Origin of the sequence: Hamadaea flava (genome assembly GCF_024172085.1) — a bacterium.
In the GTDB taxonomy this organism is placed as follows: Bacteria; Actinomycetota; Actinomycetes; order Mycobacteriales; family Micromonosporaceae; genus Hamadaea; species Hamadaea flava.
In genome coordinates this window covers 1,566,798-1,582,375 of record NZ_JAMZDZ010000001.1, presented here as the reverse complement: position 1 = coordinate 1,582,375, position 15,578 = coordinate 1,566,798, and the positions used below count along the sequence as shown (strand labels likewise).

12 protein-coding genes are annotated in these 15,578 nt (G+C 70.4%); 6 read left to right on the top strand and 6 right to left on the bottom strand.

Annotation, left to right across the window (positions count from 1 at the left end):
• Positions 1-203: 203 nt before the first annotated feature.
• Positions 204-1,034 carry a hypothetical protein gene (locus HDA40_RS07615; RefSeq protein WP_253753367.1) on the top strand — a complete coding sequence of 277 codons (831 nt, stop codon included), beginning with the start codon at positions 204-206 and terminating at the stop codon, positions 1,032-1,034.
• On the opposite strand, the gene HDA40_RS07610 is transcribed toward HDA40_RS07615, so the two are convergent.
• Positions 1,031-2,515 (bottom strand): hypothetical protein, encoded by a 1,485-nt coding sequence (locus HDA40_RS07610; protein WP_253753366.1) that lies wholly within the window; start codon positions 2,513-2,515, stop codon positions 1,031-1,033. The genes HDA40_RS07615 and HDA40_RS07610 overlap by 4 nt on opposite strands.
• A 106-nt stretch (positions 2,516-2,621) precedes the next feature.
• Between HDA40_RS07610 and HDA40_RS07605 the strand changes: the two genes are divergently transcribed.
• From HDA40_RS07605 to HDA40_RS07595, 3 genes are read left to right on the top strand one after another with little or no spacing between them, the layout of a single operon-like run.
• Complete coding sequence (locus tag HDA40_RS07605; protein ID WP_253753364.1) at positions 2,622-3,290, top strand: hypothetical protein; 669 nt, start codon at positions 2,622-2,624, stop codon at positions 3,288-3,290.
• Between the two features lie 57 nt (positions 3,291-3,347).
• Complete coding sequence (locus tag HDA40_RS07600) at positions 3,348-5,435, top strand: phage holin family protein (protein WP_253753362.1); 2,088 nt, start codon at positions 3,348-3,350, stop codon at positions 5,433-5,435.
• Complete coding sequence (locus HDA40_RS07595; protein ID WP_253753360.1) at positions 5,432-6,202, top strand: MBL fold metallo-hydrolase; 771 nt, start codon at positions 5,432-5,434, stop codon at positions 6,200-6,202. Before HDA40_RS07600 ends, HDA40_RS07595 begins: the two co-directional genes overlap by 4 nt.
• 4 nt (positions 6,203-6,206) lie before the next feature.
• Here the strand turns inward: HDA40_RS07595 and HDA40_RS07590 are convergent, their stop codons facing one another.
• The 4 genes from HDA40_RS07590 to HDA40_RS07575 all read right to left on the bottom strand — a co-directional run bounded on the left by HDA40_RS07590 (position 6,207) and on the right by HDA40_RS07575 (position 12,575).
• Positions 6,207-7,226: a LacI family DNA-binding transcriptional regulator gene (locus HDA40_RS07590; RefSeq protein WP_253753357.1), complete on the bottom strand. Its 1,020-nt coding sequence runs from the start codon at positions 7,224-7,226 to the stop codon at positions 6,207-6,209.
• Between the two features lie 113 nt (positions 7,227-7,339).
• Positions 7,340-8,911 carry a glycoside hydrolase family 43 protein gene (locus tag HDA40_RS07585; RefSeq protein WP_253753355.1) on the bottom strand — a complete coding sequence of 524 codons (1,572 nt, stop codon included), beginning with the start codon at positions 8,909-8,911 and terminating at the stop codon, positions 7,340-7,342.
• A 14-nt stretch (positions 8,912-8,925) separates the two neighbouring features.
• Positions 8,926-10,608, bottom strand: coding sequence for an ABC transporter substrate-binding protein (locus HDA40_RS07580; protein WP_253753353.1), 1,683 nt, complete (start codon positions 10,606-10,608; stop codon positions 8,926-8,928).
• A 131-nt stretch (positions 10,609-10,739) separates the two neighbouring features.
• A complete protein-coding gene (locus HDA40_RS07575; protein WP_253753351.1) occupies positions 10,740-12,575 on the bottom strand; it encodes a cellulose binding domain-containing protein in 1,836 nt (611 codons plus the stop codon).
• A gap of 241 nt (positions 12,576-12,816) precedes the next feature.
• On the opposite strand from HDA40_RS07575, the gene HDA40_RS07570 reads away from it, so the two are divergent.
• Positions 12,817-13,758, top strand: a complete 942-nt coding sequence (locus tag HDA40_RS07570; RefSeq protein ID WP_253753349.1) for a GNAT family N-acetyltransferase — start codon at positions 12,817-12,819, stop codon at positions 13,756-13,758.
• Positions 13,759-13,787: 29 nt separating this feature from the next.
• Here the strand turns inward: HDA40_RS07570 and HDA40_RS07565 are convergent, their stop codons facing one another.
• Positions 13,788-14,117: a hypothetical protein gene (locus HDA40_RS07565; protein WP_253753347.1), complete on the bottom strand. Its 330-nt coding sequence runs from the start codon at positions 14,115-14,117 to the stop codon at positions 13,788-13,790.
• A 155-nt stretch (positions 14,118-14,272) separates the two neighbouring features.
• Between HDA40_RS07565 and HDA40_RS07560 the strand changes: the two genes are divergently transcribed.
• Positions 14,273-15,484, top strand: coding sequence for a hypothetical protein (locus tag HDA40_RS07560; protein ID WP_253753345.1), 1,212 nt, complete (start codon positions 14,273-14,275; stop codon positions 15,482-15,484).
• The last annotated feature ends 94 nt before the right edge of the window (positions 15,485-15,578 follow it).

Below are 15,578 nucleotides of genomic sequence, written 5' to 3'. Positions count from 1 at the left end.
GGTAGACCGCGTCACTCGTCCCGGCGGGGCGGCGGCGAGTCGTGATGACGACTGGAGAGAATGCGGAATTCTGCTCTAGAGTGCGGCCCATGCCTCGCCAGCCGGGAGATGTGCGCGCGCAGACAATCATGATTCCGATCGACCCGCCCGGCGTTGCGGCGCGAGCCGGGAGACGCCGGTACGCCGACCGCCGAATGGACAGCGTGGATCGCTTGCGCGATCCGGAGATCCGCCGATTGCAGGCCCTGCTGAGCACCGAGTCGACCGGGCAGAGCGGCGGCGGCCCGGGTGGCGACGGCGCGGCGGCCGATCTCGTCCACGGGCTCACCCAGCAGCTCGCCGAATCCGCGAGCCGAGGCGACCTTCCGGTGCTCCAGCGCTTCCTCGGAGCGGTCGTGGAGAACGACTCGCTGGCCAAGGCACTGGCCGAAGTGGAGGGCGCGACTAGGTTCGGCAGCCTGATCGAGCTGGCCCGGCGCCGCAAGGGCGCCAAGGCGCTGCATCAGGCGGTCAACGACGCGACGCGGACGGCCGACGAGATGCGGGCGGCGATCCGCGCGCAGCCCTGGGTCTTCGGCGGTCGCTACATGCCGCCGGTCGACCTGCAGGACATCGACATCCTGACGACGGTCGACCTCGCGCTGATGCGCTCCGACGGCGCGATCCACCTCGTCACCATCGGCCCGGCGAACGTGCCCGACCTGATCGGCCGCGCCGACGACGGTCTACGGGTCGGGCCGCTGGTGGACAGCCTGGTGCAGAAGACGATGAACCACCTGCACACGGTGGAGGCCCAGGAAGGGCTGATCCGCGAGAAGCTCGGCGTCGAGTCCAAGCGGGCGCTCGCGACCGTCCTGATCGGACATCCCGCCTACGCGACGGAGAAGGTCAAGGACGGCGTCCGCAACACCCTGCGTACCTTCAGCAGCCGGTTGGTGGGCCTGGAGATCATGACCTACCAGGAGCTGATGGCCAGTGTGGACCAGACCCTGGAACTCTACGAGCGGGGCGAGCTCGACCCGTTGGAAGGCTAGCGGCGCAGATCCCACCGTCGCAGGGCCGCCTCGGCCCGCACGGTGACCTGATGGTCCGCGCCCAGCACCGACCTGGCCCGCACGAACACCTGCTGATACCGCCGCAAGGCCAGCGCGGTGTCGGTCGCCTCCAGCCGGACCGCCTCGTTGAAGAGCGCGACGAGTCCAGCCTCGTCGTCCGGTTCCGGCATCTTCCGGTCGTACGCCGAGAGCGGCGTACCGGTCTGGTCGGTCGCGGTCTGCCCAACCTGGAACGGGTTCGGCACCAGGCGAGCGGTTCTCGGCGCGACGCGGCCGGGGGCCAGCACCCGCAACGCCGCGCCCGCCGCGTACGCGGCCAGCTGGAAGAACCACCAGCGGACCGCCGGGCGGAAGCGTGCGTACGCGGTGAAGGCGAGCCCAAGCGCCTGCAGGCTCAGCCAGTACTGAAGCTGCCACGCTCCGGTGGACCCGGTCCGGGTGCGCGACACCGTCCGGGCGAAGGTCTCGCACAACGCCGTCGTCACCGCGAACGGCGGCTCCGGTCCGTCACCCCGGCCGAGGTCCAGCAGATGCCGGATCAGCGGTTGCCAACGGTCCTCGGGAAGACTGTCCAGCCCGCCGCCGATGGCCGACAGCAGCATCGTCACCAGATCCCGGGTCAGCGATCCCGTCTCCCGGGCGGTCGCGAGGTCGATGATCCGATACGCACCGAGATCGGGTACGCCGTCCGGCGTCACCGGGATCAGGACGTTCAGCAGATGCAGGTCGCCGTGCGTACGCCCGCTCAGCACGTCGATGGGGGGCGGGGTCCCGTCCCACCAGTGCCCGGCGGCCGACGGCAGTGGATTGGGCAGGACCGGTCCGGCCGGATCGACCATGAGCCAGGCGTCGCGGATGTCCAGCAGTCCCGCTCGCCGGGCCCAGCCGTTCAGCGTTCCGCCGGACGCGACGGTGGCGCCGACCTCATCGTGGAGGAACCGGCTGACCGAGACCGACGGCCGGGACAACCGGTAGTCGTTCCAGGACCCGGTCACTCCGCCGAGCACGAGCGCGCAGGCGTCGGCAAGGCGCTCGGGTGGGACTTCGGCCAGCGGGACGGTCGTGCCGCCGTCGGCCGCCAGATCCTGGAACATCAGCACATGGCCCGACTGAGTCGTGAGCGCGTCGAACCGCTGGCCCACCAGATGATCCCGGGCGAAACCAGTGGGGTCGTCGTCTAGGAAGAACCGATGCCGGGCGGGTTCGCCCGTCGGCCAGCCCGGTGAGGACGGGTTCTCCGGCCACGGCGGGATGCGTTTGACGAGCACCTTGTAGGAGACCCGGCCCCGGTCGACCAGGAGGCTGTGCAGCCAGGCGCCGGAGTAGCCGTCCGACGAACGCCAGGGCGGCCGCGGAACGCGTACGCGATGGCCGTTGGCCCGGCACCAGCCGCGGACGGCGTCGGCGCTGTCCGTCCCGAGATAGTCGGCAAGCTGCCGGAACTCGTCCGGTTGCTCCATGGCGGGGACCTTAGCCGACCGCCGGGAATCCACTATCGGCAATCCGACGCCCCGTCCGCCGCCCGGGGGATGGCCGCGTGAAGCATGACGGCGTTCGATGGCTCGCGTGACAGTGCTTTCGCGGGCGTTCGGGAGGATCGCGGCGCCGATCGTGATCGGCTACAGCTGGCTCGTGCTGGTCTACCTCATGGCGCGGCCCGGCCTGCCGTCGTTGTCGGCGGCCACCGGCGTCGTCGGCGTCCTCTACGAGGTCGCCCAGACGATGGGCAAATATCTCGGCTTCGTCGCCGGGACGATCATCGCGTTCGGGCTCGGCTGGGCGACGATCTGGCTGGTGATGATCGGGCTGCGGGTGCTGCCCGTGCCGAAGGAGGTCCGAGAGATCCATCTGCGCCGGCCGGAGCTGGGCGACCGGCGACCCTCCTACGGCAACTTCCGCGAGGAGCCGACCACCGAATACGTGGTGCACGGGGTGGTGCCACCCGAGCTGTACAGCCTCGGCCCGTTCGTCGACGACTTCCGCTGGATGTGCACGCAGGTCCAGATCTTCGCGGCGGCGCCCTGGCCGCTGGCGGCGCTGGCCGGGTATCTGTCGGCGGTCCAGTCGCGGTGGTGGCTGGTCGCCGTCCCGATCATGCTGGTCCTGCTGTTTTCGGGGTACCGCCGCTACATCCTGGCCTGCCGCATGCTCAGCCGGGCCGGGCTGGCGTACGCCGAGCAGATGCACGCCGAGGCCGAGCGGCGCTGGTTCGAGGGGCGCGAACGGGCCGCCTGATCCTCCGCTTTGCGGTCATAAGCCGTATATCTGCTCATCTGCTGAGAAGATATGGAGGTGACCGACCCCAGCCGACGACTCCGCTACCGCGCGGGCGCCCGCGACGTACGCGACGCACTGCTGGGCCTGGTGCCGACGGCGGTGGCGCTGCTCGTGGCGTCGTGGCTGGTGGAGGGCTTCGAGCTGGCTCCGTGGTGGGCCGCGATCGTCCTGGCCGCCGCGACGGGCGTGGTCGACGCGGTCGCCCGGCCGCTGCTGCGCCTGCTGGCCGGCAAGGCCGGGGCGGTCATGGCGCTCACGGTCGGCCTCGTCGTTCAGCTCCTCGTGCTCTGGGTCGCCGTGCTGATCGTCCCGGGCGCGTCGATGAGCGGCGTGGGCGCGTTCCTCGGCACGTTCTTCGTGGTGGCGATCATCCTCGCGGTGACCCGCTGGCTGCTCGGCGTGAACGACAGCTCCTATCTGGTCTCGGACCTGATCCGGCGCGGTAGGCGACGTCATCCCACCGACTCCGGTGACGACACGGAGGGCGTCGTCGTGGTGCAGATCGACGGGATGCCCTATCCCGTGTTGCGGTTCGGTGTGCTCTCCGGCGACCTGCCGACCCTCGCCCGCTGGGTCCGGTCCGGCAGCCACGACATGACGCAGTGGTGGGCGCGCGTACCGTCGACGACGCCGGCCAGCCAGGCCGCTCTCCTGCACGGCACCAACGACGGCATCTGCGCCTTCCGCTGGTACGACAAGGAACTGGGGCGGCTGGTGGTCACCAATCGCCCGGCCGACGCGGCGCTGGTGGAGTCGCGGCTGTCGGACGGGCGGGGACTGCTCGCCGGCGGCGGCGTCAGCGTGTCCAACATGTTCAGCGGCGACGCCGCCACCTCGCTCATGGTGATGAGCCGCGTCTCCGGTACGCAGGGCCTCGGCCCCGGCCGGGCATACCTGCGGTTCTTCGCCAGCCCCTTCGTCTTCGCCCGGGCGCTGGTGCTGACCGTCGGAGAGATGATCAAGGAGCTGTACCAGGGACGCCAGCAACGCCTGCGCGGCGTCGAACCACGTATCCGCCGGCACGGTTCCTACGTCGCGCTGCGGGGCGCCACCAACGCCGTGCTGCGGGACCTGAACGTGGCGCTGGTGGCCGAGCACATGATGGCGGGCGCGCCCGTGATCTATGTCGACTTCGTGGACTACGACGAGATCGCCCACCACGCCGGGGTCGCCCGAGCCGAGTCGCTCGCGGCGTTGCGCGGGGTGGACCGCGTACTGAGCACATTGGAGCAGGTCGCGGCGGCCGCGCCGCGGCGCTATCGGTTCGTGGTTCTCTCCGACCACGGTCAGAGCCAGGGCGCCACCTTCCTCCAACTCACCGGCCGAACCCTCGAAGCCGCCGTGCGGGAGCGCATCGGGGCCACCCCGTCGGCCACGGTGGACGAGACCCAGGCGGTGGAGGCGTGGGGTCCGGTCAACGCCATGCTCACTCAGGTGCTCAGCGTCACGCGTACCACCTCGCAGTGGAGCGCCCGCCGCGAACAGCAGGCGGGCGGCGCGGGCATGGTGCTCGGACCTCGCCACGATCTGAGCGCCATCGGCCGCCCGGAGCTGGTGGTGGCCGGGTCCGGCAACCTCGGGCTGGTCTGGTTTCCGCGGCTGCCGGGCCGCGTGCCGTGGCGGACGCTGGAGCGCGAGTTCCCCGGCCTCGTGCCGGGACTGCTCACCGAGCCCGGGATCGGATTCGTGGTCGTGGACAGCGAGCGCGGTCCGCTGGCGATCGGACCCGCGGGCGTCCACGTGCTGACCGACGCGGTGATCGAGGGGACCGACCCGCTGGTGCCGTTCGGGCCGCGCGCCGCCGCGGACCTTGCCCGGGTTGCGGCCATGTCGACCGCGCCCGACATCATCGTCCACTCGACCTTCGACGAGCGGACCGGCGAGGTGCACGCCTTCGAGGAACTGGTCGGCTGCCACGGCGGCCTAGGCGGCTGGCAGAACCGGGCCGCGCTCGTGCACCCGGCCGACTGGCCGCTGGACGACGACCTGCTGGACCGGTCCGTCGACGGTGAGGCCGTCCTCTACGGCGCGGACCTCGTGCACCGGCAACTCGTGCGCTGGCTCGAACGGTGCGGAGTACGCGCCAAGCCGGACGAGTCATGAGGATCACCTGGCTGGGGCACTCGGCGGTACTCATCGAAGTCCCCGGTCTGCGCCTGCTGGCCGATCCGCTGGTCCGCCGCCGGATCGGCGGACTCGTCCGGGCCAAGCCCCTGCCGGAGGTGGCGGCGCACCTGGCTCGGCGTGGTCCGCCGGTCGACGCCGTGCTCGTCTCCCACCTGCATCACGACCACTGCGACCTGCCGTCCTTGCGGGCATTGCGTGCGCCGGTCGTCCTCGCGCCGCCGAGATCGGGCGCGTGGCTGCGCCGCCAGGGCGTCGACGGCGTGATCGAAGCGACCGTGGGCGACGGTACGCATCTCGGCGCGGGAGTCACTGTCACCGCTGTTCACGCCGAGCACCAGGGTCGCCGCGAACCGCGCGGACCGTCCGCCGAGGCCGTCGGCCATGTCGTCGACACCCCGGACGGGTCGGTCTGGCTGGCCGGCGACACCGGGCTGCACCAGTCCTTCCGTGATCTCCGGTACGCCACCCGCACCGGACGGCTCGACGTGGCGGTCGTCCCGGTGTGGGGCTGGGGTCCCACCCTCGGGCCCGGCCACATGGATCCGCGTACGGCGGCTCGGGCGGCCGTGCTGTCCGGGGCGTCGCAGGCGATCCCCGTGCACTGGGGAACGCTGCATCCGTTGGGACTGCGGCGATTCATGGGATCTGTGCTGACTCAGCCGGGGCCGCTGTTCGCCGAGGCGCTCTACGGCACCGGAGTCCGGCCGCACGTCCTGCGGGTCGGCGAGTATCTCGACGTCTGAAGGATCACTGCGGGGGCGGGGCGGTGCTTTCGCGTACGGTCAGCGTCGTGCCGAGTTCGAGCCCGACCTGCTGCGTACGTTCCCCCCGGCCGAGCGCGAGCGCCAACTCGGTCGCGGCGACCGCCATCTCCGTCAGCGGCTGGTGGATCGTGGTCAGCGGGGGATCGGTCAGCGCCGCGATCGGCAGGTCGTCGAAGCCGACCACGCTGAGATCCGCCGGTACGCGCAACCCCGCCACCCGGGCGGCCTGGTAGACGCCGAGCGCCTGCAGGTCGTTGCTGGCGAAGATCGCGGTGGGCCGGTCGGGCCGGCTCAACAGGGTCTGCGCGGCCGTGTAGCCGCCTTCGCGGGTCAGCTCGGCGTGCACCACCAGATGCGGCACGAGAAGCCGTCCCGCCGTCTCCAGCGCCGCGCGGTAGCCGTCGAGCCGGGCGCGGCAGTAGAGCTGGTCACCAGGCCCCGCGATCATGCCGATCTGGCGATGGCCCAGTTCGAGGAGATGGCGCGTCGCCGTACGCCCGCCGTTCCAGTTGGTGGCTCCCACGAACGGCACGTCCTCGGGCAGTTCGCCGCTCGGGTCGAACACCACGAACGGGATGCCCTGCGCCTTGAGCTGACTGCGTTGCTCGCCGGACAGCTGCGCGACAGTGACCACACAGGACGGACGGCGGGCCAGGGCATCGTCGATCCAGTACCGGATGGCGCCCCGATGCGGCCCGAACTCGGTCAGCACCACGCCCATGCGGTGCTTCCGGGCGACCCGCTGTACACCGTGGATGATCTGCAGGCCCCACTGGTGTTCCAGCTCGTCGAAGACCAGCTCCATCAGCTTGTTCGGGTTCGGCCCGAGGCTGGGCTTGCGATAGCCGGTCTCGCTGATCACGGCCTCGACCCGGGCGCGGGTGTCGGCCGCGACGCCCCGGCGGCCGTTGATGACCTTGGACACGGTCGGGATCGACACCCCGGCCGACTCGGCGATGTAGGAGATCGTCACCGGGCGGGCGTCATCCTCGGCGTCGGGCACCTGGCTCTCCTCCTTCCCGCGCCGTGCACCGGTCCACCCGGCCGGCGTCCTCGTGAACGCGGCTGCGCGGCGGACCGGCGTACGGCGCAAAGGATACTGCCAAGCGGTCCCCGCTAGGCCGCTTCGGCGGTGGGCTCGGCGGTGGGCTCGTAGTCGAACCAGTCGAACCGCACCGTCCCGGCGGCGGCGTACATGCCGATCACCCGGCCGGTGAAGCCACCGGCGACCTCCGTCGACAGGTAGCGGCCGTCCAGCTCGGCCAGCACGTCGAAGGCGCCGTCGGCGTACTCGACACCTAGGCGTAGCCGATCCGGCTCCTTGCACGGGTTCCAGTCGGCCGGGTCGGTCGCGAGCACGTCGACCCGCAGCCGGACCTCCTTGCCCGGCACGGCCTTCGACGCGACGGTGGTGCGTACCGAGCCGAGCCGGGCGAGCACGCTCACCTGGCCGTCGCCCGCCTCGATCTCGTAGTGGTGCCGCTCGTCCAGGCGTACCGCCAGGCCGCCGCGGCCGTCCGCGGTGTCGATCAGGGTCCGCGCCCGGCACGACAGGTGCTGTTGGCGGCGGCCGACGAAGATCACCTCCGGGTGGTCCAGCGAATCGCCTCGGGCTCGCAGCGTGAGCCAGCCGCTCCGCTCGGCCAGCGACCAGTACGCCGCCGGCCGGGAGCGTACGGACACCCAGCGCGGGTGCAGCCGCTCGGCGTCGAAGTCGTCCCGGACGGGCGGCTCGGGGACGGGCGACGGCGGCCACGGCGGGACGGCCGTCGCCGGGGCGACCTCGCCGACCACCGGCCAGCCGTCGACCCAGGTCACGGGGGCGAGGAAGGTCTCCCGGCCGAGCACATGCCACCCGGGTGTCCCGCCGCGGGGGCGTACGCCGAGCAGCAGCAGCCACCACGACCCGTCGGCGGCCTGGACGAGGTCTGCGTGGCCCGTGTTCTGAATCGGCCGGTGGGTGCCCCGATGCGTCAGGATCGGATTGGCCGGGCACGGCTCGAACGGCCCGTCCGGCGCGGGGCCCCGGGCGATGGACACGGCGTGTCCCCGCTCGGTGCCGCCCTCGGCGATCATCAGGTACCAGTAGTCGCCGATCCGGTAGAGATGCGGGGCTTCCGGCGCCTGGGCTCCCGGCGTACCGGACCACAAGCGGATCGGCTCGCCGATCGCCTGCCCGGTCGCCGGGTCGAGCCGCACCTGCGCCACCCCGGCAACGGTGCAGAAGCAGCGGCCCTGCTCGTCCCAGGCCAGATCGGGATCGATCCCGGTCACGCCGGGCAGCAGCGTCGGCTCCGACCAGGGTCCGGCCGGATCGGTCGCGGTGACGAGCAGGTTGCCGACCCCGACGTTGGTCGTGATCAGCCAGAACCGGCCGTCGTGGTGACGTAGCGTCGGTGCGTACACCCCGGCCGACGACGGCATCTCCGCCGTCAGCACGAGTTGGCTCGGCCGGTCCAGGGCGTTGCCGATCTGCTCCCAGTGCACCAGGTCGCGACTGTGGAACACCGGTACGCCCGGGAAGTACTCGAAGCTCGAACAGGCCAGGTAGTAGTCGTCGCCGACCCGGCAGACGCTGGGATCGGGGTGGAACCCGGCGATGACCGGGTTCGCGAAGGTCTCGTCGGGCCAGTCGCTCGCGGTAGCGGCGACGGCCGGGGCCGGGGCCGGCTGGGGCGTAGAACTCACGCGCAGGGTTCCTTTCACTGTCCGGTGCCGTGCTTCTCGCGGACGCCCTCGTAGAACTTCCGAAGGTCGTCGCCGCCCTGCTTGCGCCAGGCGGCGACGGCGGCCCGGTAGTCGTCGATCGACTTGCGACCCGACCGCACATCCTTGATGGTGTCCTCGACCTGCTGGCCGATCGAGGCGTACTGGGCGGGCTCGGTGACGTTCATCGCGAAGAACATCGGCCGGACCGCGTGCTTGACCGCGTCCGCCTGCCAAGCGGCGTAGTCCTTGACGACCTGGGTGAACCCGTTCTTGACCAGCGACACCTGCGGCCCGCTGGCGAGGAACTGGTAGCTGGTCGCCACGTCCTTGGAACCCTGCTGGGTCAGTACCGGGTTGCCGCCGGTCATCGTATGGTCCACGTCTGCGGCACCGAAGTTGACCAGCAGATACTCCTTCGACCCGTACGGCGCGGCGAGGAAGTTCGCGATGGCCAGCGCTTCGCGGATCTGCTTGTCCGACAGCTTCCTGTTCAGGTAGCTGAACCAGCCCGCGCCGGGACCGAGCTGGATCTGCGGCGTACCGCCGGTGGCGCTGAAGACCTTGACCAGCTGGCGGCTGTAGGCCGGATTCGCCGCGGTGCCGCCCTTGTGGTCGTCGCCGTCCATCGCGCCGGTGCCGCCCGCGCCGATGGCGACCTTGCCGCTCCAGAACCGTTGCTGGCCGTTGCCGGTGTTGCCGGCGAGCGCGTCCGGGTGGACGTACCCGGCCTTGGCGAGCCGGGCCGCGAACGACATCGCCTCGACGATCCCGTCGGTCTCGTACTGGTGGACCAGCTTGCCATCCGGGCCGGGATTCCAGGTGCTGACCACGCCGTACGGGAACAGCAGGAACGGCCACAGGTCGTCGAAGGCCCAGCGGCCCGCGTTCGCATTGGTCAGCTGTTTACCGGCCGCGAAGAGGTCGTCGGCCGACTTCACGTCCGGCGAGACTCCGGCGGCTTCAAGCAAGTCCTTGCGGTAGAACAGATACCCCGGGAAGTTGTTCGGCGAGGAGAACGACGGGATGCCGTAGAGCTTGCCGTTCCACACTCCGGCCTGCCACGCCGCCGACGGGATGTTGGCGAGGTTCGGGTATTGGGCGACGTTGTCGCCGGACAGATACGGGGTCAGGTCGACGAACTGCTCGACCGCCGTGCCGAGGTTCAGCTTCTGGTTGCCCCAGGACGGAATCTGGAGCCAATCGGGCAGTTTGCCCGCCGCGAACAACGCCGGCAGGGTGTCCACATAGGTGTTTCCGTCGGCGGGCTGCATCGTCATCGTCGAACCGAGGGCGGCGTTCACCGCGTCGTAGTATGTGTTGCCACTCGACGGTGGAATGGCTCCCCACAACGGCGTACGCGTGGAGAAGACGCCGCCGGACCCGGGCCTCGCGGCGACCGTCTGGGCCGGAGTGGCGGGATAGCTGAGGAAGGCCGGATCGGACGCGGCGCCGGTGGCGCCGGTGACGCTGGGGATGTCCGGCGTGACCGAGGTGCTCGGGATGTACTTGGGCAGGGCCCGCTTGAGCGCGTCGGCGCCGGTCGTGCCGGGGGCGTTGGTCTTGTCGCCCGGACCGCAGGCGGTCAGACCGCCGCTCGCCAGCGCACCGGCGGCGGCCGCCGCACCGGTGAGGACGGCCCGCCGGGAGAGTCGCGTTGCTTCGGGAAACGACGTCATGGGAACCACCTTGAGGAAGAGGGGGAGCCGGTGGCGGCCTGGCAAGACCCAAGCCGGGCCGCCACCGGCAGCTGAGGAGGTCGGCCTTAGCTCACTTGGCTTGGCTCACTTGGCTGGGCGAGCCGTGAGGTTCAGCCGGTCGTGCAGAGTGCGCCGTTGAGGGCGAAGCTTGTCGGGCTGGCGTCGTTGCTGGACCAGGTGCCGGTGAAGCCGAACGACTGGGAGCCGCCGGCCGGGATGGTCGCGTTGTAGGCGGCGTTGACGGCGGTGACCGCGACCCCGGACTGGGTGACCGTGGCGTTCCACGCGTTGCCGACCCGGGTGTCGCCCGGGAACGTCCAGGTGAGCCGCCACCCGGTGACCGCACTGCTCCCGGTGTTGGCGACGGTCACGTTCGCCACGAGGCCGCCCGGCCACTCGCTCGACTTCACGTACGCGACCCGGCACGAGCCACCCTGACTCGGACTCGGACTCGGAGATGCAGATGCCGACGCGGACGCGGACGCCGACGCGCTGGGACTCGCCCCCGTCCCCGGGTGCAACTGCACCACCACGATCGAGTACGCCGGCACGGTCTGCGTCCCGGAGCTGCCGGTCGTGGCCGAGCCGATGCCGGACGCGTTCTTCAGGTACGAGTAGACCGTCGGGCTGCCCGCCGCCGCGGTGAACCCGCTGTAGGCGAGGCCCACCGACACGTCGTTGTTCGGGTCCTTGTTGATCAGCATGACCGACAGGTCGCCGTTGACCCGCTTGACCGCGTGCGCCGACAACAGCGACGACGAGCTGGTGGCCTGGACGAGCGAGTCGCCCGGACTGAACAGCTTCGTCATCAGCTGGATGCCGTAGTACGGCGCGAACGGCGTGTTCGCCGCCGGTTCACAGGACGCGCCGCTGGAGACCACCCCGCCGTCGTTGTAGTCGGTCGCGCCCTGGATCGTGGTGACCTTGCTGCAGTCGGTGCCGTTGCGCAGGTTCCACCAGTCGATGGTGAACGCGCCGTTCTCCAGCCAGGTCAGGTAGGTGTCCGGGGCGTACAGCCCGGCGGGGGAGGTGTCGACGGCGTACTGCGAGTTGCCCTCGGTCACCGCGATGCCGACGTTGGGCGCGTTCGTGCCCGCGTACTGGGTGATCAGCGCACGCAGGGTGCTCGTCATCGCCGGGATCTCCGCCTGCGGCTTGCCGAGCAGCTCGGCTTCGCTGGTGCTGTACGGGTAGTGGTGCACGATCACGTAGTCGATGCGGGACCCGGCGATCGACAGGACGGTGTGGTTCCAGTCCATCGTGTCGCCGGACCCGATCACTCCGTCGGGCCAGTTGTTCGGCGTCGTCAGCACCGCACCGATCTTGATCGTCGGGTCGACCGCCTTCATCGCGGTGATGAACTGCAACAGGTTCGTCGCGTACGCCGCCGGGCTCTTGTCCGCGTGGTTGTCGGTCTCCCACTGCGCGCCGTAGTGGCCGTTGCCGTACAGCTCGTTGCCGATCTCCCAGTATCTGATGCCGTAGCCCTTGGTGACGTTGGCGTAGCGCACCCAGTCCGCGGCCTCCTGCGGCGTGCCGGAACCGTAGTTCGCGGTGATGATCGGCTGCGCGCCGGCCGCCTTCACGGTGGCGACGTACTTGTCGAACTCGGTGTTCGGCGCGACGTAGCCACCGCCTTCGACGGTGTGCGTCTGCCAGTGATATCCGTCGGCGTACCCGCCGCCGGGGTAGCGCACCAGTTTCATGCCCGCGTTGGCGAGCAGCTGGGTCGTCTCCGGATCGTTCATCCGGCCGTCCCACACGGCCACGTTCATGCCGACGGCTTCGGTGGGAATCGTGGCCAGCCGCTGGCCGGCGTTGACCGACACGGTCGCGGCCGTCGCGGCGGCGGCGGGCAGCGTGACCGCGGCAGCGGCGCCGGCGGCGATCGTCAGGACGGCGAGGGCGGGAGCGAGGGACCTTCGGAGGTTCGTGGAGCCGGACATGGGGCCTCCCAAACGAGAAATGGGCGTTTCTCGGCTTCGGACGATCGAGGGGCACGACGTTGTGTCCAGTTAGGGCAGAATGCCTGGAAACTTTCTCGACATCGGTCCGATAGTTTCTGGAGACTAGTGTCGCCGGGGCGCTGCGTCAACGAGTTCGATGTCGACGAGCGCGCAACGAGTTCCACTCAGGACGCGCCGCAAGTCCTTGGCACGGCGCGGTCCGCATACCTACGCTGCGGCTATGACGCCCTTCGATCTGACGACCGGCTCCGACACCGACTGGGCGGACGTCTACCGGCTGCACGCGAACCATCGCACCCAGGCGGCGCCGGCCGAGTCCATCACCACCGAGGCCGACTACCGCGCCCGGCTCAGCCACCTGCCGCCCTCGGCCCACGCCGCCGCCTGGGCCCATCGCGCCCCCACCGGCGATATCGTGGCGTTCGCCTGGGCCGTGCTCCACTCCGCGCGTACCGTCTGGGTCTCGGACCTGATCGTCGCGCCTGAGCACCGCCGCCAGGGGCACGGCCGCGCGCTGTTCACGCTCGTCAAGGGGTACGCCGAAAGCAGGGGCTGTCGTTCGGTGGCCGGTTCGGTGCTCACCGAGCCCGGCCGCGCCTTCGTCACCGCCCTCGGCGGGCGCGAGTCCAATCGCAGCCGCCGCAGCGTCTGGCACCCGCCGCTGGACCCGGACCTGCGCCGCGACCTGCCAGCGGGTTACCACCTGCGATCGTGGATCGGCGCGACGCCGGACGGCCTGCTCGACTCCTTCGTCCGCGCCCGAGCGGCGATCAACGACGCGCCCCGCGACGCCGCGATCGACGACGAAGTCTGGACGCCCGAACGCCTCCGCGAAGTCGAACAAGCCGCCGCCGACCGTGGCAACGAAGTAAGGGTCACCGCCGCCCTCACCGCCGACGGAACGGTGGCCGGCTTCACCGATCTACGCGTGACCGGCACTCAGGCGATGGTCGACGACACCGCCGTGCTCCCCGAGCATCGCAACCGAGGGCTCGCCCAAGCCGTGAAGTACGAGTCGCTCCGTCTCCTCGTCGCCGACCATCCAGCGGTCACCACCGTCTCCACCAGCAACGACGCCACGAACGCGGCGATGATCGCCGTGAACACGAAGCTCGGCTTCATCGAGACGGCGACCTGGACCCACGTCCTCGTCACCGTGTGACGCTCCAGGCCTTTCATGACGGCGGTTTGTTAGGACCAACAGAACCACAAGGTGCCATCTGCGAGCCGGCCGGGACTTTCGACGTCGAGGCGTACCACTCCTGGCTCGGGTGTGTCGACGGTGAAGGTGAAGAAGGAACAGCATCGCGTCTCACGGTCGACGAGATCGCGTACCACCTGGGCGAGACCGGCATCGCCGGCCAGGGTGACGCGCAGGCGCCGAGGCGCGAGCCGGTCGCCGGCGCGGACCGAGCCGGTGAACAGCGCGTCGAATTCCGCGAGGCGCAACGGCTGCTCGGCGGTCGGCAAGGTGCACGCCTCCGGAACCCACCCCAGGTCAGCGGGGATCTGATCGGTCATGGTCCCACGGCAAACCTGTACCTGGGTACCGGATGCAAGAGCGACGCCGAACGAATTCGTTCGCCCGCGTGTCGGCCCGGTCGGCCGCACGGCCGGGGCGCATGCTGGCCCTGGTGGGCGCGTCGTGATGCGCGCGAGCGGACTTCGGGGGACGGATGCGCGCCGACGATCGGCTGTTGTGGCGGACCGAACGGTGGTTCCTCCGGCAGGGCCTGCCGCAACTCATCGAGGGCTACGACTTCCGCCAGGTCGTCGCGCGGATGCTGCCGTTCCTGGCGTTCACCGCGCTGCTCTGGCTGGACATGTTCGCCGCGATCAGCCCGTGGATCGCGGGGCTCATCGGCGCGATCGCGGCACTGGCGGTGTGGGGCTGGCTGACCCGGTTCGGCCGACGGCCTTCGCCGCGGCTCTCCACCCGGACCGCCGTCATGGTGCTGGCGGCCCACGCCCTGATTCCCCCCGCCATGTTCCTGCTCGCCGCGATGCTCGGCTGGATCGAGGTGAACCTGTCCCTGCTCGGCGGCCTGGTCGAGGTCACCGTGGGCGCGGACGAGGACTTCACGGACGCGGACTTCCGGGCGATCGTGCTCACGGTGACGGCCACCTGGGTGCTCCTCGACGCGGCGCTCATCGCGATCGGGTACGTGATCACCAGCAACGGGTTGTTCGCGTTGACGCTACGAGCTTTGCGGCATGCCGGGCATGACCTGCGCCAGACGGTTCGGCTCCAAGGCCGGGCGCTGCCGGTGGTGATGTTCGCGACCCTGTTCCTGTTCTTCACCAACGAACTCTGGCAGGCGTGTAACCGTCTCGGCTGGGCAAGGATCGGTCTGCTGGTCGGGGTGTTCGCGCTGATCGCCAGCCTCGCCGTCGGCGTACGCCTCAATCAGGAGGCGGCGCGGATCGAACACGACTTCACCCCGGCCGGAGTGGCCGACGCCTGCCGGGGTACGCCGCTCGCCCAGCGCGCGACGAGCATCAGCGGCCTGGCCCCGATCCCGCTGCGTCCCCGGCAGCGCATCAACGTGCTGTTCGTCCTCGCCGTACGCCAGCTCGTCCGGGCGGCGATCGTCGGGGCGGGCCTGTTCGCGATCCTCATGGTCTTCGGCCTCGTCGTGGTCTACCCGGCGATCGCCCAGAAGTGGATCGACGCGCCCGTGGCGTACTCGAAGCTGTTCCCGGGGCAGCCGCTGGCGATGTTCAAACTGGCGATGCTGCTGGCCGGGTTCGGCGGGATGAACTTCATGGTCAACGGGATGAGCGATCCGGACGACCGCGCCGAGTACTTCGCCCCCAGCGTCGACGAGCTGCAACGCGTCCTCGGCGTGCACGCGGCGTACACGGAGCTGCGGCATCAGGCGCGATAAGCGGTGGCGCGTTCCCGGCCGAGCGGGCACGATGGCTCTATGACTACCACTGGCAGCTCCGTGAACGTGATCGTCGTTCGGTGATCACCCGTCG

What these genes read in the sequence shown, in the direction of transcription:
- HDA40_RS07595 (WP_253753360.1), top strand. Translation starts at nt 5,432, where the DNA reads ATGAGGATCACCTGGCTGGGGCACTCGGCGGTACTCATCGAAGTCCCC.
- HDA40_RS07560 (WP_253753345.1), top strand. Translation starts at nt 14,273, where the DNA reads ATGCGCGCCGACGATCGGCTGTTGTGGCGGACCGAACGGTGGTTCCTC.
- HDA40_RS07565 (WP_253753347.1), bottom strand. Translation starts at nt 14,117, where the DNA reads ATGACCGATCAGATCCCCGCTGACCTGGGGTGGGTTCCGGAGGCGTGC.
- HDA40_RS07610 (WP_253753366.1), bottom strand. Translation starts at nt 2,515, where the DNA reads ATGGAGCAACCGGACGAGTTCCGGCAGCTTGCCGACTATCTCGGGACG.
- HDA40_RS07575 (WP_253753351.1), bottom strand. Translation starts at nt 12,575, where the DNA reads ATGTCCGGCTCCACGAACCTCCGAAGGTCCCTCGCTCCCGCCCTCGCC.
- HDA40_RS07580 (WP_253753353.1), bottom strand. Translation starts at nt 10,608, where the DNA reads ATGACGTCGTTTCCCGAAGCAACGCGACTCTCCCGGCGGGCCGTCCTC.
- HDA40_RS07570 (WP_253753349.1), top strand. Translation starts at nt 12,817, where the DNA reads ATGACGCCCTTCGATCTGACGACCGGCTCCGACACCGACTGGGCGGAC.